Source organism: Paenibacillus sp. J31P190 (assembly GCF_059692075.1).
In genome coordinates, this window is sequence record NZ_JCAUAS010000049.1 from 1 (window position 1) to 20479 (window position 20479).

General features: G+C 41.0%; 21 protein-coding genes and 2 pseudogenes. 19 read left to right on the plus strand and 4 right to left on the minus strand.

Annotation, left to right across the window (positions count from 1 at the left end):
* Positions 1–350, plus strand: a 350-nt coding sequence (locus tag AC58U0_RS36120; protein ID WP_497383510.1) for a GNAT family N-acetyltransferase, incomplete at its 5' end; no start/stop codon positions are given.
* Positions 351–755: 405 nt separating this feature from the next.
* Here AC58U0_RS36120 and AC58U0_RS36125 read toward each other — a convergent pair.
* Positions 756–1869, minus strand: a pseudogene (locus AC58U0_RS36125) (IS110 family RNA-guided transposase); the annotation flags it as partial.
* A gap of 343 nt (positions 1870–2212) precedes the next feature.
* On the opposite strand from AC58U0_RS36125, the gene AC58U0_RS36130 reads away from it, so the two are divergent.
* Both AC58U0_RS36130 and AC58U0_RS36135 read left to right on the plus strand, forming a co-directional pair.
* Positions 2213–3715 carry an alpha/beta hydrolase family protein gene (locus tag AC58U0_RS36130; protein WP_497383511.1) on the plus strand — a complete coding sequence of 501 codons (1503 nt, stop codon included), beginning with the start codon at positions 2213–2215 and terminating at the stop codon, positions 3713–3715.
* Between the two features lie 475 nt (positions 3716–4190).
* Positions 4191–4394 carry a hypothetical protein gene (locus AC58U0_RS36135; RefSeq protein ID WP_497383512.1) on the plus strand — a complete coding sequence of 68 codons (204 nt, stop codon included), beginning with the start codon at positions 4191–4193 and terminating at the stop codon, positions 4392–4394.
* Between the two features lie 62 nt (positions 4395–4456).
* Here AC58U0_RS36135 and AC58U0_RS36140 read toward each other — a convergent pair whose 3' ends face one another.
* Positions 4457–4816 (minus strand): MerR family transcriptional regulator, encoded by a 360-nt coding sequence (locus tag AC58U0_RS36140; protein WP_497383513.1) that lies wholly within the window; start codon positions 4814–4816, stop codon positions 4457–4459.
* A gap of 104 nt (positions 4817–4920) precedes the next feature.
* On the opposite strand from AC58U0_RS36140, the gene AC58U0_RS36145 reads away from it, so the two are divergent.
* The 4 genes from AC58U0_RS36145 (at position 4921) to AC58U0_RS36160 (ending at position 7401) form a co-directional block, all read left to right on the plus strand.
* A complete protein-coding gene (locus AC58U0_RS36145; protein ID WP_497383514.1) occupies positions 4921–5631 on the plus strand; it encodes an SDR family NAD(P)-dependent oxidoreductase in 711 nt (236 codons plus the stop codon).
* A gap of 236 nt (positions 5632–5867) precedes the next feature.
* Entirely contained in the window at positions 5868–6200 is a 333-nt protein-coding gene (locus tag AC58U0_RS36150; protein WP_497383530.1) for a winged helix-turn-helix transcriptional regulator, read from the plus strand.
* Between the two features lie 268 nt (positions 6201–6468).
* Entirely contained in the window at positions 6469–7197 is a 729-nt protein-coding gene (locus tag AC58U0_RS36155) for an NAD(P)-dependent oxidoreductase (RefSeq protein WP_497383515.1), read from the plus strand.
* A gap of 24 nt (positions 7198–7221) precedes the next feature.
* Complete coding sequence (locus AC58U0_RS36160) at positions 7222–7401, plus strand: hypothetical protein (protein WP_497383516.1); 180 nt, start codon at positions 7222–7224, stop codon at positions 7399–7401.
* A gap of 650 nt (positions 7402–8051) precedes the next feature.
* Here the strand turns inward: AC58U0_RS36160 and AC58U0_RS36165 are convergent.
* Positions 8052–8393 carry a GerAB/ArcD/ProY family transporter gene (locus tag AC58U0_RS36165; protein ID WP_497383517.1) on the minus strand — a complete coding sequence of 114 codons (342 nt, stop codon included), beginning with the start codon at positions 8391–8393 and terminating at the stop codon, positions 8052–8054.
* A gap of 760 nt (positions 8394–9153) precedes the next feature.
* Between AC58U0_RS36165 and AC58U0_RS36170 the strand changes: the two genes are divergently transcribed.
* The 5 genes from AC58U0_RS36170 (at position 9154) to AC58U0_RS36190 (ending at position 14229) form a co-directional block, all read left to right on the plus strand.
* Positions 9154–9699 carry an HAD-IIIA family hydrolase gene (locus tag AC58U0_RS36170; RefSeq protein ID WP_497383518.1) on the plus strand — a complete coding sequence of 182 codons (546 nt, stop codon included), beginning with the start codon at positions 9154–9156 and terminating at the stop codon, positions 9697–9699.
* An 85-nt stretch (positions 9700–9784) separates the two neighbouring features.
* Positions 9785–10036 carry a hypothetical protein gene (locus AC58U0_RS36175; protein WP_497383519.1) on the plus strand — a complete coding sequence of 84 codons (252 nt, stop codon included), beginning with the start codon at positions 9785–9787 and terminating at the stop codon, positions 10034–10036.
* Between the two features lie 146 nt (positions 10037–10182).
* Entirely contained in the window at positions 10183–10602 is a 420-nt protein-coding gene (locus tag AC58U0_RS36180) for a hypothetical protein (protein ID WP_497383520.1), read from the plus strand.
* Positions 10603–11931: 1329 nt separating this feature from the next.
* Positions 11932–12648: an SGNH/GDSL hydrolase family protein gene (locus tag AC58U0_RS36185; protein ID WP_497383521.1), complete on the plus strand. Its 717-nt coding sequence runs from the start codon at positions 11932–11934 to the stop codon at positions 12646–12648.
* Between the two features lie 249 nt (positions 12649–12897).
* On the plus strand, positions 12898–14229 hold the full coding sequence (locus tag AC58U0_RS36190; RefSeq protein WP_497383522.1) for an epoxide hydrolase family protein: 1332 nt from the start codon (positions 12898–12900) through the stop codon (positions 14227–14229).
* Between the two features lie 1024 nt (positions 14230–15253).
* Here AC58U0_RS36190 and AC58U0_RS36195 read toward each other — a convergent pair.
* A complete protein-coding gene (locus AC58U0_RS36195) occupies positions 15254–15688 on the minus strand; it encodes an Hsp20/alpha crystallin family protein (RefSeq protein ID WP_497383523.1) in 435 nt (144 codons plus the stop codon).
* Between AC58U0_RS36195 and AC58U0_RS36200 the strand changes: the two genes are divergently transcribed.
* The 7 genes and pseudogenes from AC58U0_RS36200 (at position 15687) to AC58U0_RS36230 (ending at position 20386) form a co-directional block, all read left to right on the plus strand.
* A complete protein-coding gene (locus AC58U0_RS36200) occupies positions 15687–15914 on the plus strand; it encodes a hypothetical protein (protein ID WP_497383524.1) in 228 nt (75 codons plus the stop codon). The two genes, AC58U0_RS36195 and AC58U0_RS36200, sit on opposite strands and share 2 nt — an antisense overlap.
* Before the next feature lie 27 nt (positions 15915–15941).
* Positions 15942–16331, plus strand: a complete 390-nt coding sequence (locus tag AC58U0_RS36205) for a GNAT family N-acetyltransferase (RefSeq protein ID WP_497383525.1) — start codon at positions 15942–15944, stop codon at positions 16329–16331.
* 563 nt (positions 16332–16894) lie between these two features.
* Entirely contained in the window at positions 16895–17194 is a 300-nt protein-coding gene (locus tag AC58U0_RS36210; protein ID WP_497383526.1) for a GNAT family N-acetyltransferase, read from the plus strand.
* 240 nt (positions 17195–17434) lie between these two features.
* Positions 17435–17929: pseudogene (locus AC58U0_RS36215) on the plus strand (DinB family protein).
* Between the two features lie 94 nt (positions 17930–18023).
* Positions 18024–19223 (plus strand): polysaccharide deacetylase family protein, encoded by a 1200-nt coding sequence (locus AC58U0_RS36220; RefSeq protein WP_497383527.1) that lies wholly within the window; start codon positions 18024–18026, stop codon positions 19221–19223.
* A 127-nt stretch (positions 19224–19350) separates the two neighbouring features.
* On the plus strand, positions 19351–19683 hold the full coding sequence (locus AC58U0_RS36225) for a hypothetical protein (RefSeq protein WP_497383528.1): 333 nt from the start codon (positions 19351–19353) through the stop codon (positions 19681–19683).
* Between the two features lie 367 nt (positions 19684–20050).
* On the plus strand, positions 20051–20386 hold the full coding sequence (locus AC58U0_RS36230; RefSeq protein ID WP_497383529.1) for a hypothetical protein: 336 nt from the start codon (positions 20051–20053) through the stop codon (positions 20384–20386).
* The last annotated feature ends 93 nt before the right edge of the window (positions 20387–20479 follow it).

Here is a 20479-nt window from a genome sequence, read left to right on the forward strand (position 1 = left end):
TGTTTTTTGATAAAGAGGGACTATCACCATTTTTTATTAATTTAAATGGTAAACCAATAGGCTTTATTCTATTGCAAAGTGGTCCATTTTCAAATCAAGAATATGCAGATTATGTGTTGAATTCCTTCTTTATTCTCAGAAACCTGAGAAGGAAAGGGATTGGAAAATTAGCTTGTAACAAGTTTTTTGAAATGTATCCTGGTAGATATGCAATTAGCCAGGCACAAACCAACACTCCAGCCTTAAAATTTTGGAAAAGTGTCTATGAATCAAATGGGGTAATGCCTTATGAAAAAGAAGAGATTGAGGATGGAATAAGCGTAGTTTATCAATACTTCAAAACTCATTAATTATTAAACTCCCTTGGTATGATTTGATTTCCTCACGCAAGCTCGTCTATTCGCATGATTTCATCCTTTAAGTTCCGATGATGAATGAAAGATAGCGAAGTATTTTAGGACGTGTCGTTAAATAGGCATGCGGGAACAGAGGTGAAGTTGAATCACTCAATTCAATCCAAATGATGCACGTATTCTCCACGGTGCCCTTAGCGATTATCACTCCCATGTCGGGGCGGGTCAATAGCCCTTACATTCCTTCGTCACATCTATCCAAGGGGTGGAGGTCGGTCTTTCTAACGGAATGGGTCGGAGCCCTTTTGTTTAACGTATCCCGATACTCCGTGCTTTCTTTGTCATCCTGCGAATACGCCAACTTGCGTAAAGTGAGGTTTAGTTTTAAGCTGCCAATGCAAAGAGCTTTTTCACCTGAACATTGTAGTGGTGTAAGGCTCTAAATTCTTGGTTACTCATGACCATGCACATCGTAATTAAATAGAGAAAGTGACGCAGGCGTGGACGGCCTCGTTTACTGAGCGTCATTTGTCCCTTCCATTTACCCGAGCTTGCTTCGGTCAATTAAGGCCAGCGTGACGGAGTAGAGCGTTCCCGTGCGCATAACCTCTAAGATCTCCAGACTCTCCTAAAACACCAGCTAGAGCAATTGCACTTATTCCCGTAATGGCAAGGATTTTGCCTGAATAGGGGTTACGTTCAACAACGTCTTTGGCTTCTTTTTCGATCCTCTGCAGTTGTTTAGTTGCTAAGTCATGCTCCTCAAGGAGCTGCTCTAGATGAAGTTTGTAAGCGTGTGCTGCCTGCTTGGAACCAACAGTTTGCTTGCAAGATCGATGAGTAAATGAGTTTTACGCACACCAAAATGCCGCTTCATTGATTTCTGCCATTCTTTAATTACATCGTCTGGACTTAGCTTACATAGATCAGCTGGGAGTGGAAAAAGCCGAAGGGTTAATAATGCGCCCTTACAAGTTAAGATTTTAAAGACTTGCCTCAGTTCAGGGAAAACAATGTCGACCCAGCGGTGGATTTGGTTAACGGCACTTACAAGGCGTTTAACGACTGTTTCACGGTTAGCCATTAACACTCGCAACTCCTCGTACTCAGAGGAGTGGAAACGGACAGGGGAGTAGTAGCCGTTTTTCAACATGTCGGCAATAACTAAAGCATCTTTTTTGTCGCTTTTAGAGCGTGTATTGTCGCGGTTTTCTTTGTTCTTTTTAACTAGGTGAGGATTAACAAGTACGGCTTCGATGGCTTTGTTTTTGAGCCAACCAGCAAGGCTGAACCAGTAATGACCAGTTGGTTCCATACCAACGATTACTTGGGATAACTTAAATGAGGCTAGCAAATCGCGAATCCAACGGTCGAGGGACTTAAAGCCATTTTCGTCATTACTAAACACTAAAGGATTACCGAGAGCGATTCCACGGAAGTTAACCGCTCTGGCAACAAGGGCCTCCTGAGCAATGTCTACACCCACAACAAAATGATTAAAGGTAATGTTTTCAATGAGTTGATTTTGCTTATCTTGTGATTAAACTTCATAGTAGAGCGTCCTCCTGGATGATGGAATTAAAGGGCTTTTGACCCGTAGCGTACTTCCATCGTACAGAGGCGCTCGTTTTTTTATAAAGCTGAAATTTATCCATCTACAGGGACGTGCAGTTTACCGTGGACAAGAAAAGGGGGCTGCAAGATCAGTCTCAGGAATGGTTACCAATTCATGGTTACGTGCTAAGTAAGCGTCTTACAAAATTGTAAGGTAGATGTAAGGCAAATCGATAGCTTAGGCCAGCCTGGCAAGATAAGATTGGAACAAACGAAAATAGAAATTTTTTAAAAGGAGAATCGAGATGAGGCTGTTTGAACAGTTGCTTTTTTTGTCAAACATCGGCTTGTTTACATTAACAGTCCTATTAAAAAAAGGACGGCGTAGAATTCCAGTATTCGTTGCAAGCGGGATCGCCACACTTTTACTGGTCATTCATTGGACGGTGGAAGGATACAGAGTTCAGCTATTTTTCCCATATTGCATAACGATCATTTTTTTAGCCATTTTAGGTTATAGCAATTTTAAAAAAAACGGCCAAAAAAAAATCCCGCGATTCATGTTGGGTACAGCTTATACCGCTATAGCGATTATGCTGGTCGTAACAGGGGGTCTCATGTATGCTTTTCCTGTATTTAAACTACCTGAACCGACAGGCCAATTTAAGGTAGGAACGCAAACTTTTCATTTCGTGGATACAAATAGGGAAGAGATTTTCGACGAAGCCAGAGATGGTAAGAGAGAATTGATGGTTCAGGTATGGTATCCGGCTCAAGCTCGCACCGGCAAGTACGCTCCCTTTATTCCCGATACCCAGATTTTTCGTTATATGGCCGTTAACTATGGCCTTCCTGGGTTTACTTTTCAACACCTGAAGTACGTATCCAGTCATGCTTATTCGGGGGCCGAAGTCTCTTCGGCACAGACTTCATACCCGCTGATCCTTGCGAATCCCGGCTTCGGCTCTTCCAGGTTCCTCCACACGTCGCAAGCCGAAAATCTCGCGAGTCACGGATATATCGTGGCAGTGATCGACCACACCTACAATACATTTGCAACCGAGTTTCCGGACGGTCGAATCACGACCAGCACAACCAACGACTTATTCTCGCCCGACCATGATTATCGGACGGAAAGCGGAAATCGCGACAAGTTGGGAAAAGTTTTAACCAGCGATGTGGCGTTTGCGCTGGACCAATTCGAGATCATCCAATCGGGGCAGATTCCAAGTCATCTAAAAGGGAGGATTGATCTCGGCCATGTCGGGGTGTTCGGTCATTCTATCGGCGGAGCGACGGCCTATGACGCTTCTTACGATCCACGAATCTCGGTTGGAATAGACTTAGATGGAGGGCTCTATCGACTGCGTGAGAGAGAGGGTCTGCGAAAGCCGTTTTTGTTCATGAACTCGGAAAGCGAATTCGAAAGATTAAAAAGGGTGAAGGATAACCGTGTCTACACGGATGCAGAGCTTAACCGTATGGGCAACACAAGAGAGTGGATGGATCAAGTAACGGATGACAAAAAGGTAGAGCTTGAACGGATGCGTGAAACGGTTGCAGCAGGGGGACAATTCCTCTATATCGACAATACGGAGCATTTGAATTTTACCGACGTACAGTTCATTTCTCCGATTTTCAAAATGCTGGGTGTTACAGGAAAGATTGCGCCCGAAAGAGCGAACTCCGTTATCAATGCCTATATGCTGGATTTCTTCGATATGTATCTAAAAAATCAAGGTGCAATGTTAATGAAAGGACCGGATAGCCGCTTTCCGGAGGTGAAGTTCGTAACCTCGCTATTATAAATTATGGAACAGGCTACCGATTTTGATATGCTATCACGTACAACTAGCTCCATCTCCATCTAAGACCAAAAGTTTTGTGATATCTATCCCATAATTTGACAATTAATCGGAAGCATAGATGACCATGGCAAATATGGCTCGAGCGGCTCTGGATTTTGTGAATCCGGAAGCTGCGGAAGCTGCTCGAACAGGTACTTTAAGCAAGAGAAGATAAAGTTTTTTCAAATCTTTGAAGATACGGCGGCACTAGAAGAAGCTTTTGATTTAAGAAATCGTTGATATGTCTATGCACGACAGAGCACTATGACAGAAGAATACTTGCGCTATCGGATAACGATAGCTGAATAACAACAGGCTACCGGCTTACTCGGTAGCCTGTTGAAGTAGCAGATTACGTCAATGAACCATAATCAGATATTGATTTCGATTGCAATTACTGACATATTTTTCATACTAAAACAACAAATACTTACCAATGGACTTGGAGGAAGAAGGCATCCATGAAAATCCCGTTCGAGTCGTGAACGCCGCGGTGAATCGACTGAGTGACAGCATCTTTTCAATCGTCTATCCATGGTTCCTGACCACTGCGCATACGGACGAAGAAATCGATGCAACGCTGACGGCGGCGAACGGATGGGTTTCGGAAGATAACGTTTCGGCATTCCTATGCGGATAACATCATTAGGCTACTTGCTCTTACATGAGATTCAAAATTTAGTCTATATGACCCAGCTTATATTAATAATTTTCCCCGCGATAATAGCGCTTCAGTTTTTCTTCCAAATGAACGAGCTGCGCTTCCTTCTCCTCAATATCTTTCAGCAGCTTTTGCTTTTGATCTTCAATCAGTTTGATTCTCTCCGGCAGGGTCGAGGTTCCTTCGTTCACCTTATCATAATACTTTTTGATGTCCTCCACACTCATCCCGGTTTCGCGAAGACATTTGATAAAAACCAGCCAGCTCAAATCAGCATCCGTATAAAGACGGTTATTCTGCTCGCTTCGGGCAGCAGGTTTCAACAGTCCTTTTCTTTCGTAAAAGCGGATCGCTCCAATATTGATCCCTACTTCCCTCGCCACTTCTCCAATCGTTAACATACTAACCCTCTTTTATAAAAAATTAATTGTTGACCTACACTTAGTGTAGCATAGTAACTTATAAATCGTTAAAGAAAAATCAAATTAGGGAAAGAAGGATTCGCATGAAAAAGACCGCCTTTGTAACCGGAGCAAATAAAGGAATCGGAATTGAAATCGTTAAGCAGTTAAGTGAAGCAGGCTGGAAAGTCATCCTTGGCGCACGCAGTATCGAACGGGGTGAAGCAGCCGTTTCCGATTTAACTTCCAAGGGGTTAGACGTAGAATTTGTACAAATCGACATGGCTGACTTGAAAACCATCGAACAAGCAGCCGATACGATCAACAAAAATTATCCGGACTTGAAACTTCTGATCAATAACGCTGGTATGCCTGGCGCTTTCTCCCGTTCATTTACGGATACCAAAGAGGAAGATCTGCGGAATGCCTTCGAAGTTAACTTTTTCGGGACCTTCCGTTTGAACCAGCGTTTGTTCCCTTTAATCAAAGATAACGAAGGCACAATCGTCAATGTATCGACCGACATGGCTTCTCTGGACCATATGCAAAATGCTGAATTTACTTTAAACGCATTCGATTATAACTCATCTAAAACAGCCAACAATGCCATGACACTTTCAATGGCTTATGAAGTCAAAAACAGCAGCGCTCAAGTATTCGCGGTAACGCCTGGATTCACCTCAACGGATCTTAACGGCAATGCCGCAGGCGGTAAATCGAAAGAAGCCGCCGCTGCGATTATAGTGGGTTATGCGACAGATGGCAAACGCCATAACGGCGAATTCTTGGATGAGAAGGGCGTTTACGCCTGGTAACCCGCAACTGCCGAAAGCAAAAACTCTTGCCGCCTATATCGCGGATAAGAGTTTTTTGCGTACAAGATTCTAGTTAAAATAAATTAGTCGATTGCGTTGGTATTGCTCTGGAACGTCTGGTATCCGAAAAGAAATTAGTTTTTTTTGTTGACCGGATAGCAATAGACCTGTGAAAATTTGTTAATTTTATACTTTAAGGTAATGAACTTACTTAAAGGTAAGGGGATGATTTATCAATAATTCATCAGCTTGAATGTCCAGTGGAGACAATCATTCATGTTCTAGGCGGCAAATGGAAACCAATGATTTTATGGCATTTGATACAATCCAATAAGCGATTCAACGATCTGGAAAAGCTTATACCTGATGTATCTCAAAAAATGCTTTCACAACATCTACGACACTTGGAACGAGAGGGCATAATTGATAGAACGGTCTACCCCACCGTCCCTCCAAAAGTAGAATATTCCCTTAGTGAATATGGCAAAACATTGATTCCTGTAGCAGAAGTCATGTGTGCTTGGGGAGAAAACCATAATAAGCGGAAATATGAAGAATCTGCTTCCTAAAGCTTGTTCAATTCATTTGGACACTAATTCAAGGACTCATAACAAAAGCTGCCACGGGATTTGCCCTGGCAGCTTTTGCAATTTACAGACAATATTCCTTTACGATTTTTGCTGTGGACCAATATGGATAACCCTTTCTGCTCAATGCTTACTTTAAAGTAAGGACCATACTTTAAAGTGGGTTCTTATCAAGATTTTTAAATGATGCTAAGCTTGAGTCAATCCAGAGAGAAAAATCAGGAGTCATTTATAAAAGGAGGAAAAAATGATGAAAATTATTGTTTTCGGAGCAACAGGAAATACGGGAAGAAGAGCGCTGGAGCAAGGGCGTAAAATGGGACATGAAATGACAGCATTCGTGCGAAACTCTGAGAAGTTTTATGAACAGCAAGGAGAGCGTTCAGCAAAACATGTGAAGGTGGTCGTGGACGATATCATAAACCCAGTAAGCGTCGGCGAGGCGCTCTCGCATCAAGACGCCGCTATTATTGCTGCCGGCCATGCAGGTCAAGGAGATGAGTTCATTCGTCTCGTTGATAACATTATAAGCCAATGTGAAATCCACCCTAGTTTTTCCGGGAGGGTATGGGTAATGGGAGGTGCCGGCCTGCTGGATATTCCACATACTGACCTCATTGGCAACAATCTGCCCGGCTTCCCTCCCGCGTATAAAAATCACAACCGGAATTTTGAACGACTCCTACAGTCTGAGCTCGATTGGTCAATTATGTGTCCGGGAACTATGATTGATTCGATAGAGTCTCCGGCGTCGGTTCATCTGCATGTGACAACGGAAACCTTGCCCATATCAATTCCGAAGACGATCAAGGAATTTTCCGAGGCCGATATAGCCGGTTACTTGTTCAGCCGGCTTCAAGAGCTGGATGTTGCTTATGATGATGTCGTGAAATGCATGCTGGACCATATCGAGCTCGGAGGGCCTTTTAAGAGAAAAAGGGTCGGTCTCGCCTATCAAAGCGATAATCCGGTGAGCTAAGCAGCAAGAAGGGAGATGATAAGTTTGTTTGGAGGGCTCCTCGTTTTTCATATATTGGCTTCTATCGCGGTAATCGGTCCCGCAAAGGGGATGCATTACCCGCCGAGCCGGTCGATTGATGAAAAAGATCATACCGATCGAGACGGCGTAACAGTTGCTGATGATTGCCATAACCGTGGGCTTATGGTCCTTAAGCCATTCTAAAGAAGCCGTAAAGCTTTTTAACAATCGGCCCGCGGGTATAGTTCAGGAAGGGAAGAATCAATAACGAAAGGGCTGCCGCGTGGCAGCCTTTTGTTCCGTATATAGGCAGAGTTCTGTGTATAAAGGATTCCATGGACCATTGAATACTTTAATTGCTTAGGAATCCTTAGGAAAGCTAGATGAAAGTGATGTATTATGAAAGCATTTATTGTAACAGGTACGACACGTGGATTAAGCTTCGAGATTTGTAAACAACTTATTAAGCGTAATCATCTATGATTTCTTTAGCCAAGAATAATAATGATACTATTTTAGAACTAGCCATCCAAAACGACTGTGAAAATAGCTCCAATCTCACTATTCCAGCAAGCAGTAGTTGGTATGAGCATATATTGCGCCTCGAAAGCTGAATTAATATGCTGCCAATATCACCTTTCTTTAGGGAAATTAAAGAAACATGTTCTTAAAAGTCTGCAGAGGATGTTGCAAAAAAAATTGTCAAAAGAGTCTTAACTTCTTAAGGAAAAGCATTACGCTAACGGGATAGTTCCAATATGTGGTATTTTTTAATGAGTCCGTTAGATAAAACTTGCGGGGGTAGCGACATATGGACACCTCCTCACATTCCTTCACCCGACATGCTTACCATGCTAATTCTCTTTTCTTATGGAATTCTTTGCTCTTTTAAAAATGCCGACCATCCAGATCAGGATGGGCAAAGCAATCCCGAAGAACATTGAGTAGAAGGGCCATGCCTGGAGAGTGGCCGTTTGTTCTGCTGTGTTGTCCCAGAGGATACTCGACATGACCAGAGCGATCAAGGACAAGGGAATTAGCAAGGGACGCGGATCCTGCAGACCGAGCACAACGGCCAGCCCATGAACGGACACATGCAATAACAATGACAAGCGGTAAAAAATGGTGATGTACCAAAAGACTGCAACCAATACTTCGAATCGTTCATAAAAGTCACCGATGCTGATTGTACGCACGACAAAGTCATGCCGTCCAGATAGAAAAGCGCTACTCGATGATGAGACGCAATTGTGACCTCGCGGACTATGAAGTCTGAACTTTTTCCCATGAAAGATTGAATAAGTGCAATATTGTCTGGTAGATGCGAAGAAAATCCGTGGTCCGGTACCCGTTCAATCATGAACAGCCCTCCTTACCACATTATTATTACCAATAAAAGGTGGTTCAATCAGAAGAGAGGTACGTTACGCGTCAGTGGCCCCCATATACTCGGAGTTCCACCAAAGTGGACTTTTTTGTGATAGGCAATTAAAGGCGTAAATGGGAATGTATCCTATAAAATTAAAAACGCCCCCTTTTGGGAAGCGATAGGGCTGAAAAGTTTGTGTGCATGTTATTTACTTGGAGCTTTGTTAACCTTATTCTGATCCGAGTCCCGGCTTGTACGCGATTGGCTATACAAAGGCACGGCGCAATGGTAGTTAAAGCTGTTTTAGTGCAAGGCGCTTTTAAGCAGACGATTTCGGACTTTTCCCAATGCAACAAGCCTGAATAGTGATGAAAAATATCAGCGGGTTAGAACGAAATAGGAAAAAACGCTAACCAGTTCGTCCGAAGCCTTAGCGTATATTTTCGTTAAAATGTTGGCGGTACCCCAATAACAAAACAAAAAGGCAGTCGGTTCAAATCGGTTGCCTTTTCGCAGTTAACGGGCAGGATTATTCAATCATTTGGAGAATTATCAAATATTGTAAATTTAAAATTGGGGGGATAAGTTTGCAGACAATTCAAGCCGTTTTTGTGGATCGTGATGGAACCCTAGGTGGGACTGGGCACTTCATTCATCCTCGCGATTTCGAGTTATTCCCTCCATCTTTAGAAGCAATACATTTATTAAAAGAACATGGAATAAAAATATTTGCCCTGACTAATCAACACAACATTGCTAAGGGCTTAGCGACAGAATTAGAATTTGTTCAAGAATTTGAAAGTTACGGATTCGATGCGGCATACATATGCCCCCATGAGCCTGAGGAGTCCTGTGAGTGTCATAAACCACGTCCTGGCATGCTTCTAAAAGCTTCGGCTGAGCATGAACTAGATCTGACACATTGTGCTGTAATTGGTGATGTGGGTTCAACAGATATGCTTGCGGCAGCCGCAGTAGGAGCCAAAAGAATACTTGTAGAGACAGGTTGGGGTAAGCAGTCTTTGGATAAATACCGTCACAAGTGGTTTGAGCAAGCTTCACCCGACTTTGTTGCTAAGGACCTCTTAGACGCAGTAAGATGGTTAGTTGGAAACAGCAACAATCAAGAATAGATCTGATGTTCTAAGTTAACTGAAACGATAGCTTAACCCACACAAAGAGAGTCTTGGGGTATTTAGAGGAAAGGAAAAGATTTGAATGAGTAGGAAAGTCGTGGTTGCAGGGATACTTTTATCTTTGTCTGTACCGATGATCGTTTACTTAGCAATTGTAGCTATTTTTAATCTCGTTAACGTTCAGAGACCTTCAGAAGATTTTCAATATCACGATTCTTACTTCGTCCTGATACATATTGATCCATACTTGTATCCCGTATTGGCTGTGATTACTTTCACTGTTTATTCAGCAATTTTCTGGGTTGTGCGATATGTTAAGCGAAAGAATCTATAGGCTTCCGAAGAATGAATCAATGATTCGTTACGCTAACGCAGAACGAAAAAAATCTGAGCTATGTAGAGTATTTGTCAAGCATGCAGATACAACTATTGCTGAAATCAATCGGAATATAAATTCAATAATAAAGGGGAAAGACAAAAATGACTCAGTTCACGGTAAAGGACATGATGATAGCTTATTCCGAAGATGCAATTGAGTTAGCATCCAAAATGGGAATAGAACTTGATTACTCAGAAGAAAGTTTAAAGACAGTAAATGAAATATTAGAAAGGTATCATCAAGGAATTCCAAGAGGAATGAAAAAACTATTTAGTAAGGGCCCCTCGGAAGAACAGATTGTACAGATGAGTAAGGTTTGGGGAGGTTATCTTGGTGAAGTAATCAGGAGAAATCTAGGTGGAGAATGGGGGATGAGTAAGAGCTTTAATAATGCAATATCCGTGATGGTAAGTACGACAGAAGTTTATCCACCAGCAAAGGTAAACAAAAGAATTCTCAATGGTAAAGAAGATGATATTTCTTTTTATTATAAAGTATTAAAACAACAATATTCAGATTAGTCCCTGACTTCAGCTAACTCCGCATTCCCGTGGAAGGTCCGTACAAAGGTCGCGATTAGAACTAAAGAACCAAGTAGCGTGTCTTATATCTTTCAACAATTAGGATAATGAAGATCGGCTACTTTAAATTTGCCCCTAACAGGGGCTTTTTTTCACTTTCAATCGCTCTCCCATGTTCCTCCGTATTCATTTTGTCCCACCCAGTTATATACAGGAAAACAGTTGTTTTGCCATGCATATTTGTCCAAACCTTTCCTATGAATCAATCATAGAATATATCATTCCAAAAGAAAGGATGATAGAATTGGCAAACACAGATGTAAGGCTCCAACTTTTCTCTGGCAATAATTTTACAAATCGGCGAATTGTTCTTAGACGTGGAGGTGTAGCAGTTCGAGATCTGGGGGCATTCCGTTTTGATAACGTTCTTTCCAGTTTCCGTCTAAGAAATGTTTCAACCACAGATTCTGTGACACTAGTTTTGTTTTCACGAATTAACTTCCAGGGATCCATTCGCATATTTCGTGGAAGCCAAAACGTGTCGAATTTAGGTAATTTCAATAATCTAACTTCTTCCTTAATTCTAGTAGGACGCAACCTTACAAATTCCCAAATTCAACAGATCCAAAGTACCGGTAGACCTCCTCGTGATATTTTAGTTATCAGACAATAACAGATAGGTGAAAAGGGCACAGTCATGTGCCTTTTTTTCATTTTGATACCTTAAGATTAAATTCTTCATACAAACTATCAAACTGATCTAAGGCAAGCCAATTTAATTTTTTTCCTCCTTTGGCTCAGAAATGCATTTTGATTGAACAGAAAAATAGTATTTCGGTGATCTCACCTTTAGTTGTTGATATCCCATTATTCAATGAGGCGTATAATCTCTCCTTAATAAATGAATTTTCATACAACGAAATAACGCAATTTTATGATTCACCAAGGGAATGGACAAGACAATATATTACTGAGAGTTCCGTAAATAGTTATCAAATGTTTAATCTGGATCAGATTAAGGAAGAGCGAATTCAATCTTTTATACAAAATGACCCGTATCATCTAAAAACCGAAATCCCTTTGTTTTTCGCTAAATAGATCACGGTTAAACTAAACGGAAAACGATAGTTGAGCAAAGCAAGGATCAGATCTGCCGTGGCAACTGCTCCTTGTTTTTATTGAGTTAACGGATAGAATACAGGATTGAATGTCCGATTAGAAACCATATTATGTTATTATTGGTTAGAAAAAGACTGGTAATAACTATTTAATAGGAAATATAAAAGGACGTGAACGAGGCTGAAGAATATAAAGAGAACTAGGATATATATGCTCTTATTTATTTCTTTTTCTGTAGTCATAGCAATTGCATTTATTTTTCACAATAAACAGGATTATAAGATTAGTTATCTTGCTCTGGGGGATTCAATTCCAGCAGGAATTTCTCCATACTCAGGTACATCGTCAATTAAATATGAAAAAAGCTATCCTGATTTCATTTCAGAGTTTTTAGCACAAAAAGGGAAAATAGATTACACCAAAAAATATGCAGTTCCAGGGAGTACAACGTTAGATTTATTAAATGATATTCGAAATAATACTAGCAAAGAGAATGAACCCATTAGAAATAGATTACAGCAAGCAAGTTTAATTACAATCGGCATTGGAGCTAATGATCTTTTTCAAAGCTATAATCTAAAAGTGATAGATTCACAAAACGTAATAAAGACAATTAGTGTAAATCTTTCTAATATAATTGATGAAATTAAAATGATAAATCCATCCGTTAAGATTTACATTGTCGGGTACTTCAACTTACTACCACAGAAAATAAACGAAGTTAGTGAAAAATTTAATCATGATTATCCAGAACTTAATACGAGTTTAGAAGAAATAGCATTAAAGAAAGAAGCGGTATTTGTAGGAACAGAAGAGGTTTTTAAAGATAACTACAGAGACTTTCTGCCAGTGATTGGAGATGTTCATCCAAATGAGTTAGGTCATGAAATCATATCAAAAAGAATAATTGGAATTATGAATAAATAAATTTTAACTACCGAATGACTGTACATAAAAATGAATTAAACTAAGTGAGAACGATTGTGAAGGAGCTTGTCATCGCGGCAGCTCTTTTTTGTTCATTCAAGTAACTGGTGTTCGAAGAAAATAAAGTGTTTTCTTAGACTGCTGGGTGTTTCAGCATTTATTCCGAAAAATGGAATAAGAATTGCACTTCGGATGGAGTCTAACGGAAGGGTATCCATAAAAAACTTTCCGAATGGAGTGTTACTACTTATGAGCAGCAGTTATTGGTTTCGTTTGGCAATGACTTTGGTCCTGTCCCTAGGATTGACGGTCTGCGGTACTAATGCCAATGCTAAAGGCGGGAATCCGCAAGCAAATCCCCAAAATTCCAAAACTAATCAAAAGGAGATAAAAAAGCTACCTACAGACAAGAACGCCATTCGTCCGTTTCATGTGAATGTTCCGGAAGCGGAACTTACTGAATTGCGCAGGCGCATAAACACGACAAAATGGCCTGATAAGGAAACGGTCTCGGATCAATCACAAGGCGTGCAGCTCGCAACGATTCAGGAACTCGCGCGCTATTGGGCGACAGATTACGACTGGCGCAAGATCGAGGCGAAGCTGAACGCTCTGCCGCAGTTCATCACCGAGATCGATGGTCTGGACATTCACTTCATTCACGTTCGTTCGAAGCATAAAGGTGCTTTGCCGCTCATCGTCACGCACGGATGGCCCGGCTCGATCATCGAGTTACTGAAGATTATCGAGCCGCTTACCAATCCCACGGCATATGGGGGGAAGGCATCGGACGCTTTCGATCTGGTGATTCCATCGATGCCTGGCTACGGATTTTCGGCCAAGCCAACCACGATCGGCTGGAATCCCGACCACATAGCACGTGCCTGGGCAGAGCTGATGAAGCGCCTTGGATACACAAAGTATGTGGCGCAGGGAGGCGACTGGGGTGCGCTTGTCACGGATTTGATGGCTGTACAGGCGCCTCCGGGACTGGTTGGCATTCACTCGAACATGCCTGGTACGGTTCCGGTCTACATTGATAAGGCGCTCAAGTGCGACAGCCCTCCGCCCTCCGGTCTCTCAGATGACGAAAAGCGCGCTTACAAGCAGCTGGACTTCTTTTACAAGCACAGCGGCTATGCCAAATTGATGGGGACGCGCCCGCAGACGCTGACCGGACTGGCGGATTCGCCAGTAGGCTTGGCAGCTTTTATGATTGACCATGACGCTCGTAGTCTGGAGCTGATCTCGAAGGCCTTTGCCGGACACCCCGGAGGCCTTACGCGAGACGATGTCCTCGACAACATCACGCTCTACTGGCTGACTAACACGGCGATTTCTTCGGCTCGTCTCTACTGGGAGAACAAGTACCCCTTTTTCACCGTCAAGGGCGTCTCCATCCCTGTTGCCGTGAGCGTCTTTCCTGACGAGCTCTATCAAGCACCGAAGAGTTGGACAGAGCGGGCGTATCCCAAACTCATGTATTACAACAAGCTCGACAAGGGCGGACATTTCGCGGCGTGGGAGCAGCCAGAACTTTTCACTGCAGAACTCCGCGCCGCATTCAAGTTGCTACGCTAATCGGAGTGAGGTGGAATAGGCTCATGCCGTTATAATTGGTGTCTTCTGAAAGCACCATTCATTCAATCTGTTTTAGAATTGGCAAAGAAACATTGAACTAACGGGTAACGATAGTTAAACATCTGAGGTGCTACCGCTTGGCAGCACCTCTTTCCACCAACATGCAGGATAGTTGAATCATTTCATGAATACCTCAAATAATGGAAAATTTGCGTTCGGCAGCCTCCATTACGTTAACAGGCAGGGTTATGCAACCAATCCTCATTTTGATCGTCTAAAAAGCAGAGGGGGATTCGTATGCGGAAACCTTTTTTAGCATGTGTTATTTTAGTTCTTGTGATTGGAATGGTGGTACTGTGTAAGTTTCAATTACAATCTGCTTTGCTTAGTATAGATGAAATTGCACCACCAGGAGATGTCGTAAAATAGAATATCGACACGGGGGAAACGGCTTATTCTACAAGACAGAGAACATAACAGAAATTAATCATTTTATCCATTCATTGAGAGCAACCACATATCGTAAGACGAAGCCGAATCCATGGACTGGTAGCGGATAATAATGCCGTCAAGGGTAAATGAGATTGAGCTAACGGAAACGATAGCTCAATAAAGAAGGAGTCGGTCACATTGTGGCTGCAGCTTCTCAACTAAAGCGCAGGATAATGCAACGATCTAAAAAGGGATATCGATGGATAGGGCAGTTGCGGACGATCAAGTGATGAATGATAAGACTTAATCGCAATACAGATATACCCAACGCACTTGGGACAGAAAAATTAGTAAATGCCGATGAATTGAATATTTTATCATGAGAGGAGATCCATTAAATTATGAAACTTGTAGATAGCGTGTATTGTAGAACAGAAGATTTTGCTAAACAGTTGAAATTGAAACTGGAACACGTGGAAAGCATGTTGTTAAGAAATTAGATATTCTATCCAGATGAAAGGATTCATTTATCGGCATAAGAAAAGCACAAAAAAGCCTGTAAAAAAATCGTTACAGGCTACATCAAAATTTATTATTGAAATTGAATATCAATTGGTTTATGCGTATCTTTTATTACTTTTGGCATTCTGACTTCAAGTACACCATTTTTATAAGTTGCGGTTGTTCCTTCAGCATTAACCAATGAAGGTAACGTTATAGAGCGCTGAAATTTACCTGAAAAACGCTCTTTTCTGTGCATTTGATCTTCTCTTAAGTCAGTAATATTTTTAATAATACCATGGATAGTGAGAAGGTTATCATCAATATGGATATGAACATCTTCTTTACTTTCAAGACCAGGGATATCGTAATGTACCACAACTTCCTTTTCATTTTCGAAGACATCTACCCGGCTATTAAATTCAGAAAGGAATCCAAATCCAGTTTTAGCATCATTAAAAATTTTGTCTAAACCCGTTTTCCAGCTATCTAATTGGCGAAAAGGGTCAAAGGGAGATAAATTCATGAATAGTCCTCCTTGTAAATTTTTTACTCCAGATATGATTTACCAAATAAAAGGGTTTTATGTAGTCATTAAAAGAAATATTCATGTGGAGGCAATTAAGATAAAACAGAAGAAAATGAAAACTAAATTAACTGCAACACCTACACTATACGGAGAAGATGAGAAGAGAGTTTTGCTGGGCGTTGAGTTAACGGGCATGGTAGTTCAAGATAGTGCAGAACTTTAATTAGAATTGACAAAGGAGGATAATAAATTGAATCAAGAGATAATAATTAATCTACCAATAGAAGATGATGAAGTTCCCAATTTAAGAGAACTGGTTGGTTGGGGTGGTAGACACTCAGATTATCCAATATTATTTGAACGTTGTAACTTTTGGGCTGGTCTCAGAAATGAGGAAAATGAGCTAATAGCATTCGGCTATGTTACGGGGATGGGATTGCAACACGGGTACATGGAAGACATAATGGTACACCCGGAATTTCAGAAAAAAGGAATTGGCGAAGCCATAGTTAGGAAATTATTGCAAGAGGCTGAACGTGTGGGGATAGAGATTGTAACATTGACATACGATTCAAAACATACATTCTTTTATACAAGGAGTGGATTCACTCCCTGTTCTGGGGGATTATGGAGGAGGTAAGATTAAACTAACAAAGAACTATAGTTAGGGAACCTGCTTCGCGGCAACTCCTCATTTTATTTATTGATTAACTGTCATAATAAAGTAATTACGATCTCTTACTAACTCCATTGTCAGGAGTGACTTGTTGCTATATTTCCAAAAAGAACCCGGTCAAGTACAAGTAAACCGGGTTTGTTGATGCTTTGATAGTATTTGACCTGGTACGTAACAGCTTTACTTTGATTTCTTTTGTTCTCCAGTTTTACCTGATGAAGTGGCATGCTTTGGGTTGTTAGTGTCTTTAGTTTTGCTCATGTTTATTGTTCACCTCCTGTCTTATTCCATAAAAGTATTTCTCCAAACCGCAATCCTTATTAGAAAAATGGTTAGATGGAGGGACTTAAATGATTGTTATTAAAGCTATAGCTCCTACAAATACCGAGTTGTATTTTAAGACTGAACGCCCTTAAGAACAATCCAGAAGCATTCTCTGCAAATTATGAGGATTCTGTAAATACCACTCTGGAGTCAGTTAGAGCACGTATCTAAGTTACAGATGACAATTTTATACTGTCATCGGTATGATTGGTTTTGTTAGGGAACGCACAAAAAAATTAAATCACAAAAGTAACATCTGGGCCACCTATGTTGCACAGGATTTTAGAGAACAAGGGATAGGTCGTAAATTGCTGAATGTAACAATACTTCGAGCCAAAAAGATAGAGGGATTGTCTCAAATAAACCTCGGGTTAATCACATTTAATGAAGCAGCAAAAAGAATGTATGAATCTCATGGATTTAAGTCGAATGGGATTGAAATTAGCTCAATGAAATATAAAGGAAATTACTTTGATGAAGAATTGATGACCTATCAAATTTAAGCTAACGAGAAAAGATAGTACAGTAGCTGCGTCGAGGCGGCTTCTTTTTGTTCTCATTGAAGTAACAAGCAGGATACTTACAATAAAGATACGGAGGTAGCCGACCATCGGCTGCCTTTTCCCCGCGAACGGGCAGGATAGTTGAAGAAAAAAATAAAAGGACAATTACCTAAAAACAAGAATAACTTATTAGTTTGTTTTTTAGTCTACGGTTTACATTAAAAAAGGAGGGGAATTGAATTGGAGGACTTAATGAAGGAGTATGCCTTAGGATACGCAATGCTTCGGGATGCTATCGAAGGATTGACAGAGGAGGAATTTCGTTTCAAGCCTGCCCCGGACAAATGGAGCATTCATCAAATCCTCATACATGTGACAGATTCAGAGATTTCGTCCACATCTAGACTGAAATAAGTCTTGGCAGAAGATGAGCCGACTCTGATTTCATTTGATCAGGACGCATGGGCGAATAACTTGGGGTATGATTTATTGGACCGAGAGCAGTATCTACTTCTGTTCAAATTGCTGCGTTCCAGTATGCAGACAATTCTAGACAATCTAACTACTGAACAAAGCGAGCGAGTGGGAATGTATGTCGATCAGGGGCGGTTCACATTTAAGCAATTGATGGAATACCGCATCGAACATATCCGCAACCACCTTGCTCAAATTGAAAGGGTAAAGAAGGCATACCACGGTGGTGAGAATATGTTTCATTCTGGACACGGTACTTAAACAGAAATTTACACCACAATAAGGAGTGCTATTGTTGAACATAACCTTGCTTTGCTACGTCTTCTTGAAGGTGGATGCATAAGGAGGGATTCTTTTGAAAACGAAATACGTATTGACGTTAAGCGGGTTGCTTGTAGGGATTCTTATAGTTTTATTTATATCTATTGAGAATAGAAGTCCTCATGTACTTACTCCGCTGCAAGATCTAAGTTCTACTGAATCACCGCAAGCGTCTGCCTCCATAGATCTTGTTCCTGTTTCTGCTCCTATGCCAACATTAGAAATAGCAGCGGCTTCACCTACTACCCCTCAACCGATACCTGTCGAGAAACCAATAGTCCTTTTCAAAGGACAGATCGAACACATCTTTGTTCACCCTTTGATCGCATTTCCAGAGCTGGCCTTTGACGGAGATTCTATGGCGCAAGGCTATAATGACTGGTTCGTCACGGTGAAGGAATTCAATAAAATCCTAGATTCGTTATACCGCAATCAGTATGTACTCATTGACATTGGTTCGTTATATACGGAAAAAGAGGGCGTTGTCAGGCCCAAAGAGTTGTGGCTGCCCGTTGATAAAAAACCCCTCGTTCTCTCTATTGACGACCTCAATTATTACACTTATATGCGCGAGAATGGTAATGCCTCTCGACTAGTTTTGGATGAATTTGGAGAGGTTGCGGCATATTTCATGACACCTCAAGGGAAACCAACTACAGCTCGAAGTAATGAAATTGTCCCTATCTTGGATGACTTTGTTCATGCTCATCCCGATTTTTCTTGGCAGGGAGCTAAGGGCATTATTGCCCTAACTGGATATGAAGGCATTCTGGGGTACCGCACGGATCAACTAGACTCTCCTAATTATATGAACGCTAAGGAAGGTGTGTTTCCTGTTATTAAGCGCTTGAAGGAGACTGGATGGTCGTTCGCCTCGCATGGTTACGGGCATTTGAATACGGCCAAAATAACCTTGAATCGATTTAAGCAGGACACGCTGCGCTGGAAGAAAGAAGTGGAGCCGCTGATAGGCGCCACCTCTATATACATTTATCCATTCGGTAGCAGTGTGCTGTCTGAAGATAGCAAATACCAGTTCCTTGTGGAGGAGGGCTTTCACATAATGTGTTCCGTGGGTCCGGCTCCATACCTTGCTTTTAAAACGGACAGCGTTATGATGGACCGTAGGCATATAGATGGCATAGCTCTTCACGACCAACGTTCAAGGCTGCTTCCCTTGTTCGACAGCCTTGAAGTGTGGGATTCTATAAGACCGGGATCGGGTCCGAAATAAATAAAGAGAAGGATTTGCTGTGACAGCGAATTCTTCTCTTTATACTTCTGGCCTTGATATACAGTCAAGTAAATTAAACGTTGAAATGCCAGAATAACATGGATTTCATGAAAGGAAGTGTAAAAAATTGCTTCCAATGGAACAAGAAACAATGGGTATGTTAGTAGGTGGTTTTGTAATAGTTATGGGAATTTCGTTATTGTTTGTTATTTTGCTTTGGATAAAACAAAGGAAGTCAAAATATCGAAGTGCATTTGGATGGATAATTACTCATATGATTATTTTTTCGATAGCTGTAACATGTTGTCTTAATGCTATTGGTACAAAACCACTTCATTCTAGTATGGCATCCGAAGGCAATTCCTTATGGTTAGGAATAGGTGGGGTTTTATGGGCTTCAAGTATGCTTCCTTTACTTGCAGGAATTGCTCGTTTTAGCACACGTGATGATTCCAAATAGTGTTCTTTAATTAATTTTCTAAATAAAAGAGAAATTCCATATAAGGTATATTCAGCGGTTAACTGAGCATCATCATTCGATGGTGCTTTTCTTTGTTCTGAGAACGTGTAGGAAGCATGGCATAGTTTTGGGATTGAGAGAAAGTCGACAATAAAATAGGAAATATATTCCTTTGAAGTTTCTCTTTTTATTTTTCATATTTTTCATGTAACATTAAGTTATGGCTAGAGAACCGTAAGCGTTGTTAAAAAACAACTATTAAAAGGAGGACTGAAAAATTAAACTTCCTCTACAGGAATATTTGTCCAATAAATTAACGTATAATATCCTATGCCTGCCTGTACAAAAGAAATGATAGGGGATAATCATGCTACAATCAACCTTAGGTATTTCCACACTTTCCTTTTTTATGGTCGCACTTTTATGTCCTATTCTTATTTGGGGGTTGCGGACGTTAAAACTTACCCAACCAATTAGAGTGGAATTACCTCCTGACCATCAAGCCAAGCGTGGAACTCCGTTAATGGCGGGTCTTGTACTTTTAACTGGCATATTAGTAACCACTCTAACCAGACCAGAACCATTAACATTATTCCTTAACACCACCTTCATCTTATTCAGCATAATAGGTTTTATTGATGATTTTAAAAAGGCTTATTTTCAAGACCCATCAGGTGTTTCAGGTAAAATGGACTTAGAATAAAAAGTGGACACCTCTTAGATTCAGGCAGATAATAAATCTAATAAATCGAAGAGGTGCCGGCGCCATGAGTGTGAAGAGACAACATTACAATGA

Excerpts from the sequence above, each read along its gene's own strand:
- AC58U0_RS36130 (WP_497383511.1), top strand. The coding sequence starts at position 2,213 with ATGAGGCTGTTTGAACAGTTGCTTTTTTTGTCAAACATCGGCTTGTTT.
- AC58U0_RS36135 (WP_497383512.1), top strand. The coding sequence starts at position 4,191 with ATGGACTTGGAGGAAGAAGGCATCCATGAAAATCCCGTTCGAGTCGTG.
- AC58U0_RS36140 (WP_497383513.1), bottom strand. The coding sequence starts at position 4,816 with ATGTTAACGATTGGAGAAGTGGCGAGGGAAGTAGGGATCAATATTGGA.
- AC58U0_RS36145 (WP_497383514.1), top strand. The coding sequence starts at position 4,921 with ATGAAAAAGACCGCCTTTGTAACCGGAGCAAATAAAGGAATCGGAATT.
- AC58U0_RS36155 (WP_497383515.1), top strand. The coding sequence starts at position 6,469 with ATGAAAATTATTGTTTTCGGAGCAACAGGAAATACGGGAAGAAGAGCG.
- AC58U0_RS36175 (WP_497383519.1), top strand. The coding sequence starts at position 9,785 with ATGAGTAGGAAAGTCGTGGTTGCAGGGATACTTTTATCTTTGTCTGTA.
- AC58U0_RS36180 (WP_497383520.1), top strand. The coding sequence starts at position 10,183 with ATGACTCAGTTCACGGTAAAGGACATGATGATAGCTTATTCCGAAGAT.
- AC58U0_RS36185 (WP_497383521.1), top strand. The coding sequence starts at position 11,932 with ATGCTCTTATTTATTTCTTTTTCTGTAGTCATAGCAATTGCATTTATT.
- AC58U0_RS36190 (WP_497383522.1), top strand. The coding sequence starts at position 12,898 with ATGAGCAGCAGTTATTGGTTTCGTTTGGCAATGACTTTGGTCCTGTCC.
- AC58U0_RS36200 (WP_497383524.1), top strand. The coding sequence starts at position 15,687 with ATGAATAGTCCTCCTTGTAAATTTTTTACTCCAGATATGATTTACCAA.
- AC58U0_RS36195 (WP_497383523.1), bottom strand. The coding sequence starts at position 15,688 with ATGAATTTATCTCCCTTTGACCCTTTTCGCCAATTAGATAGCTGGAAA.
- AC58U0_RS36210 (WP_497383526.1), top strand. The coding sequence starts at position 16,895 with ATGATTGGTTTTGTTAGGGAACGCACAAAAAAATTAAATCACAAAAGT.
- AC58U0_RS36230 (WP_497383529.1), top strand. The coding sequence starts at position 20,051 with ATGCTACAATCAACCTTAGGTATTTCCACACTTTCCTTTTTTATGGTC.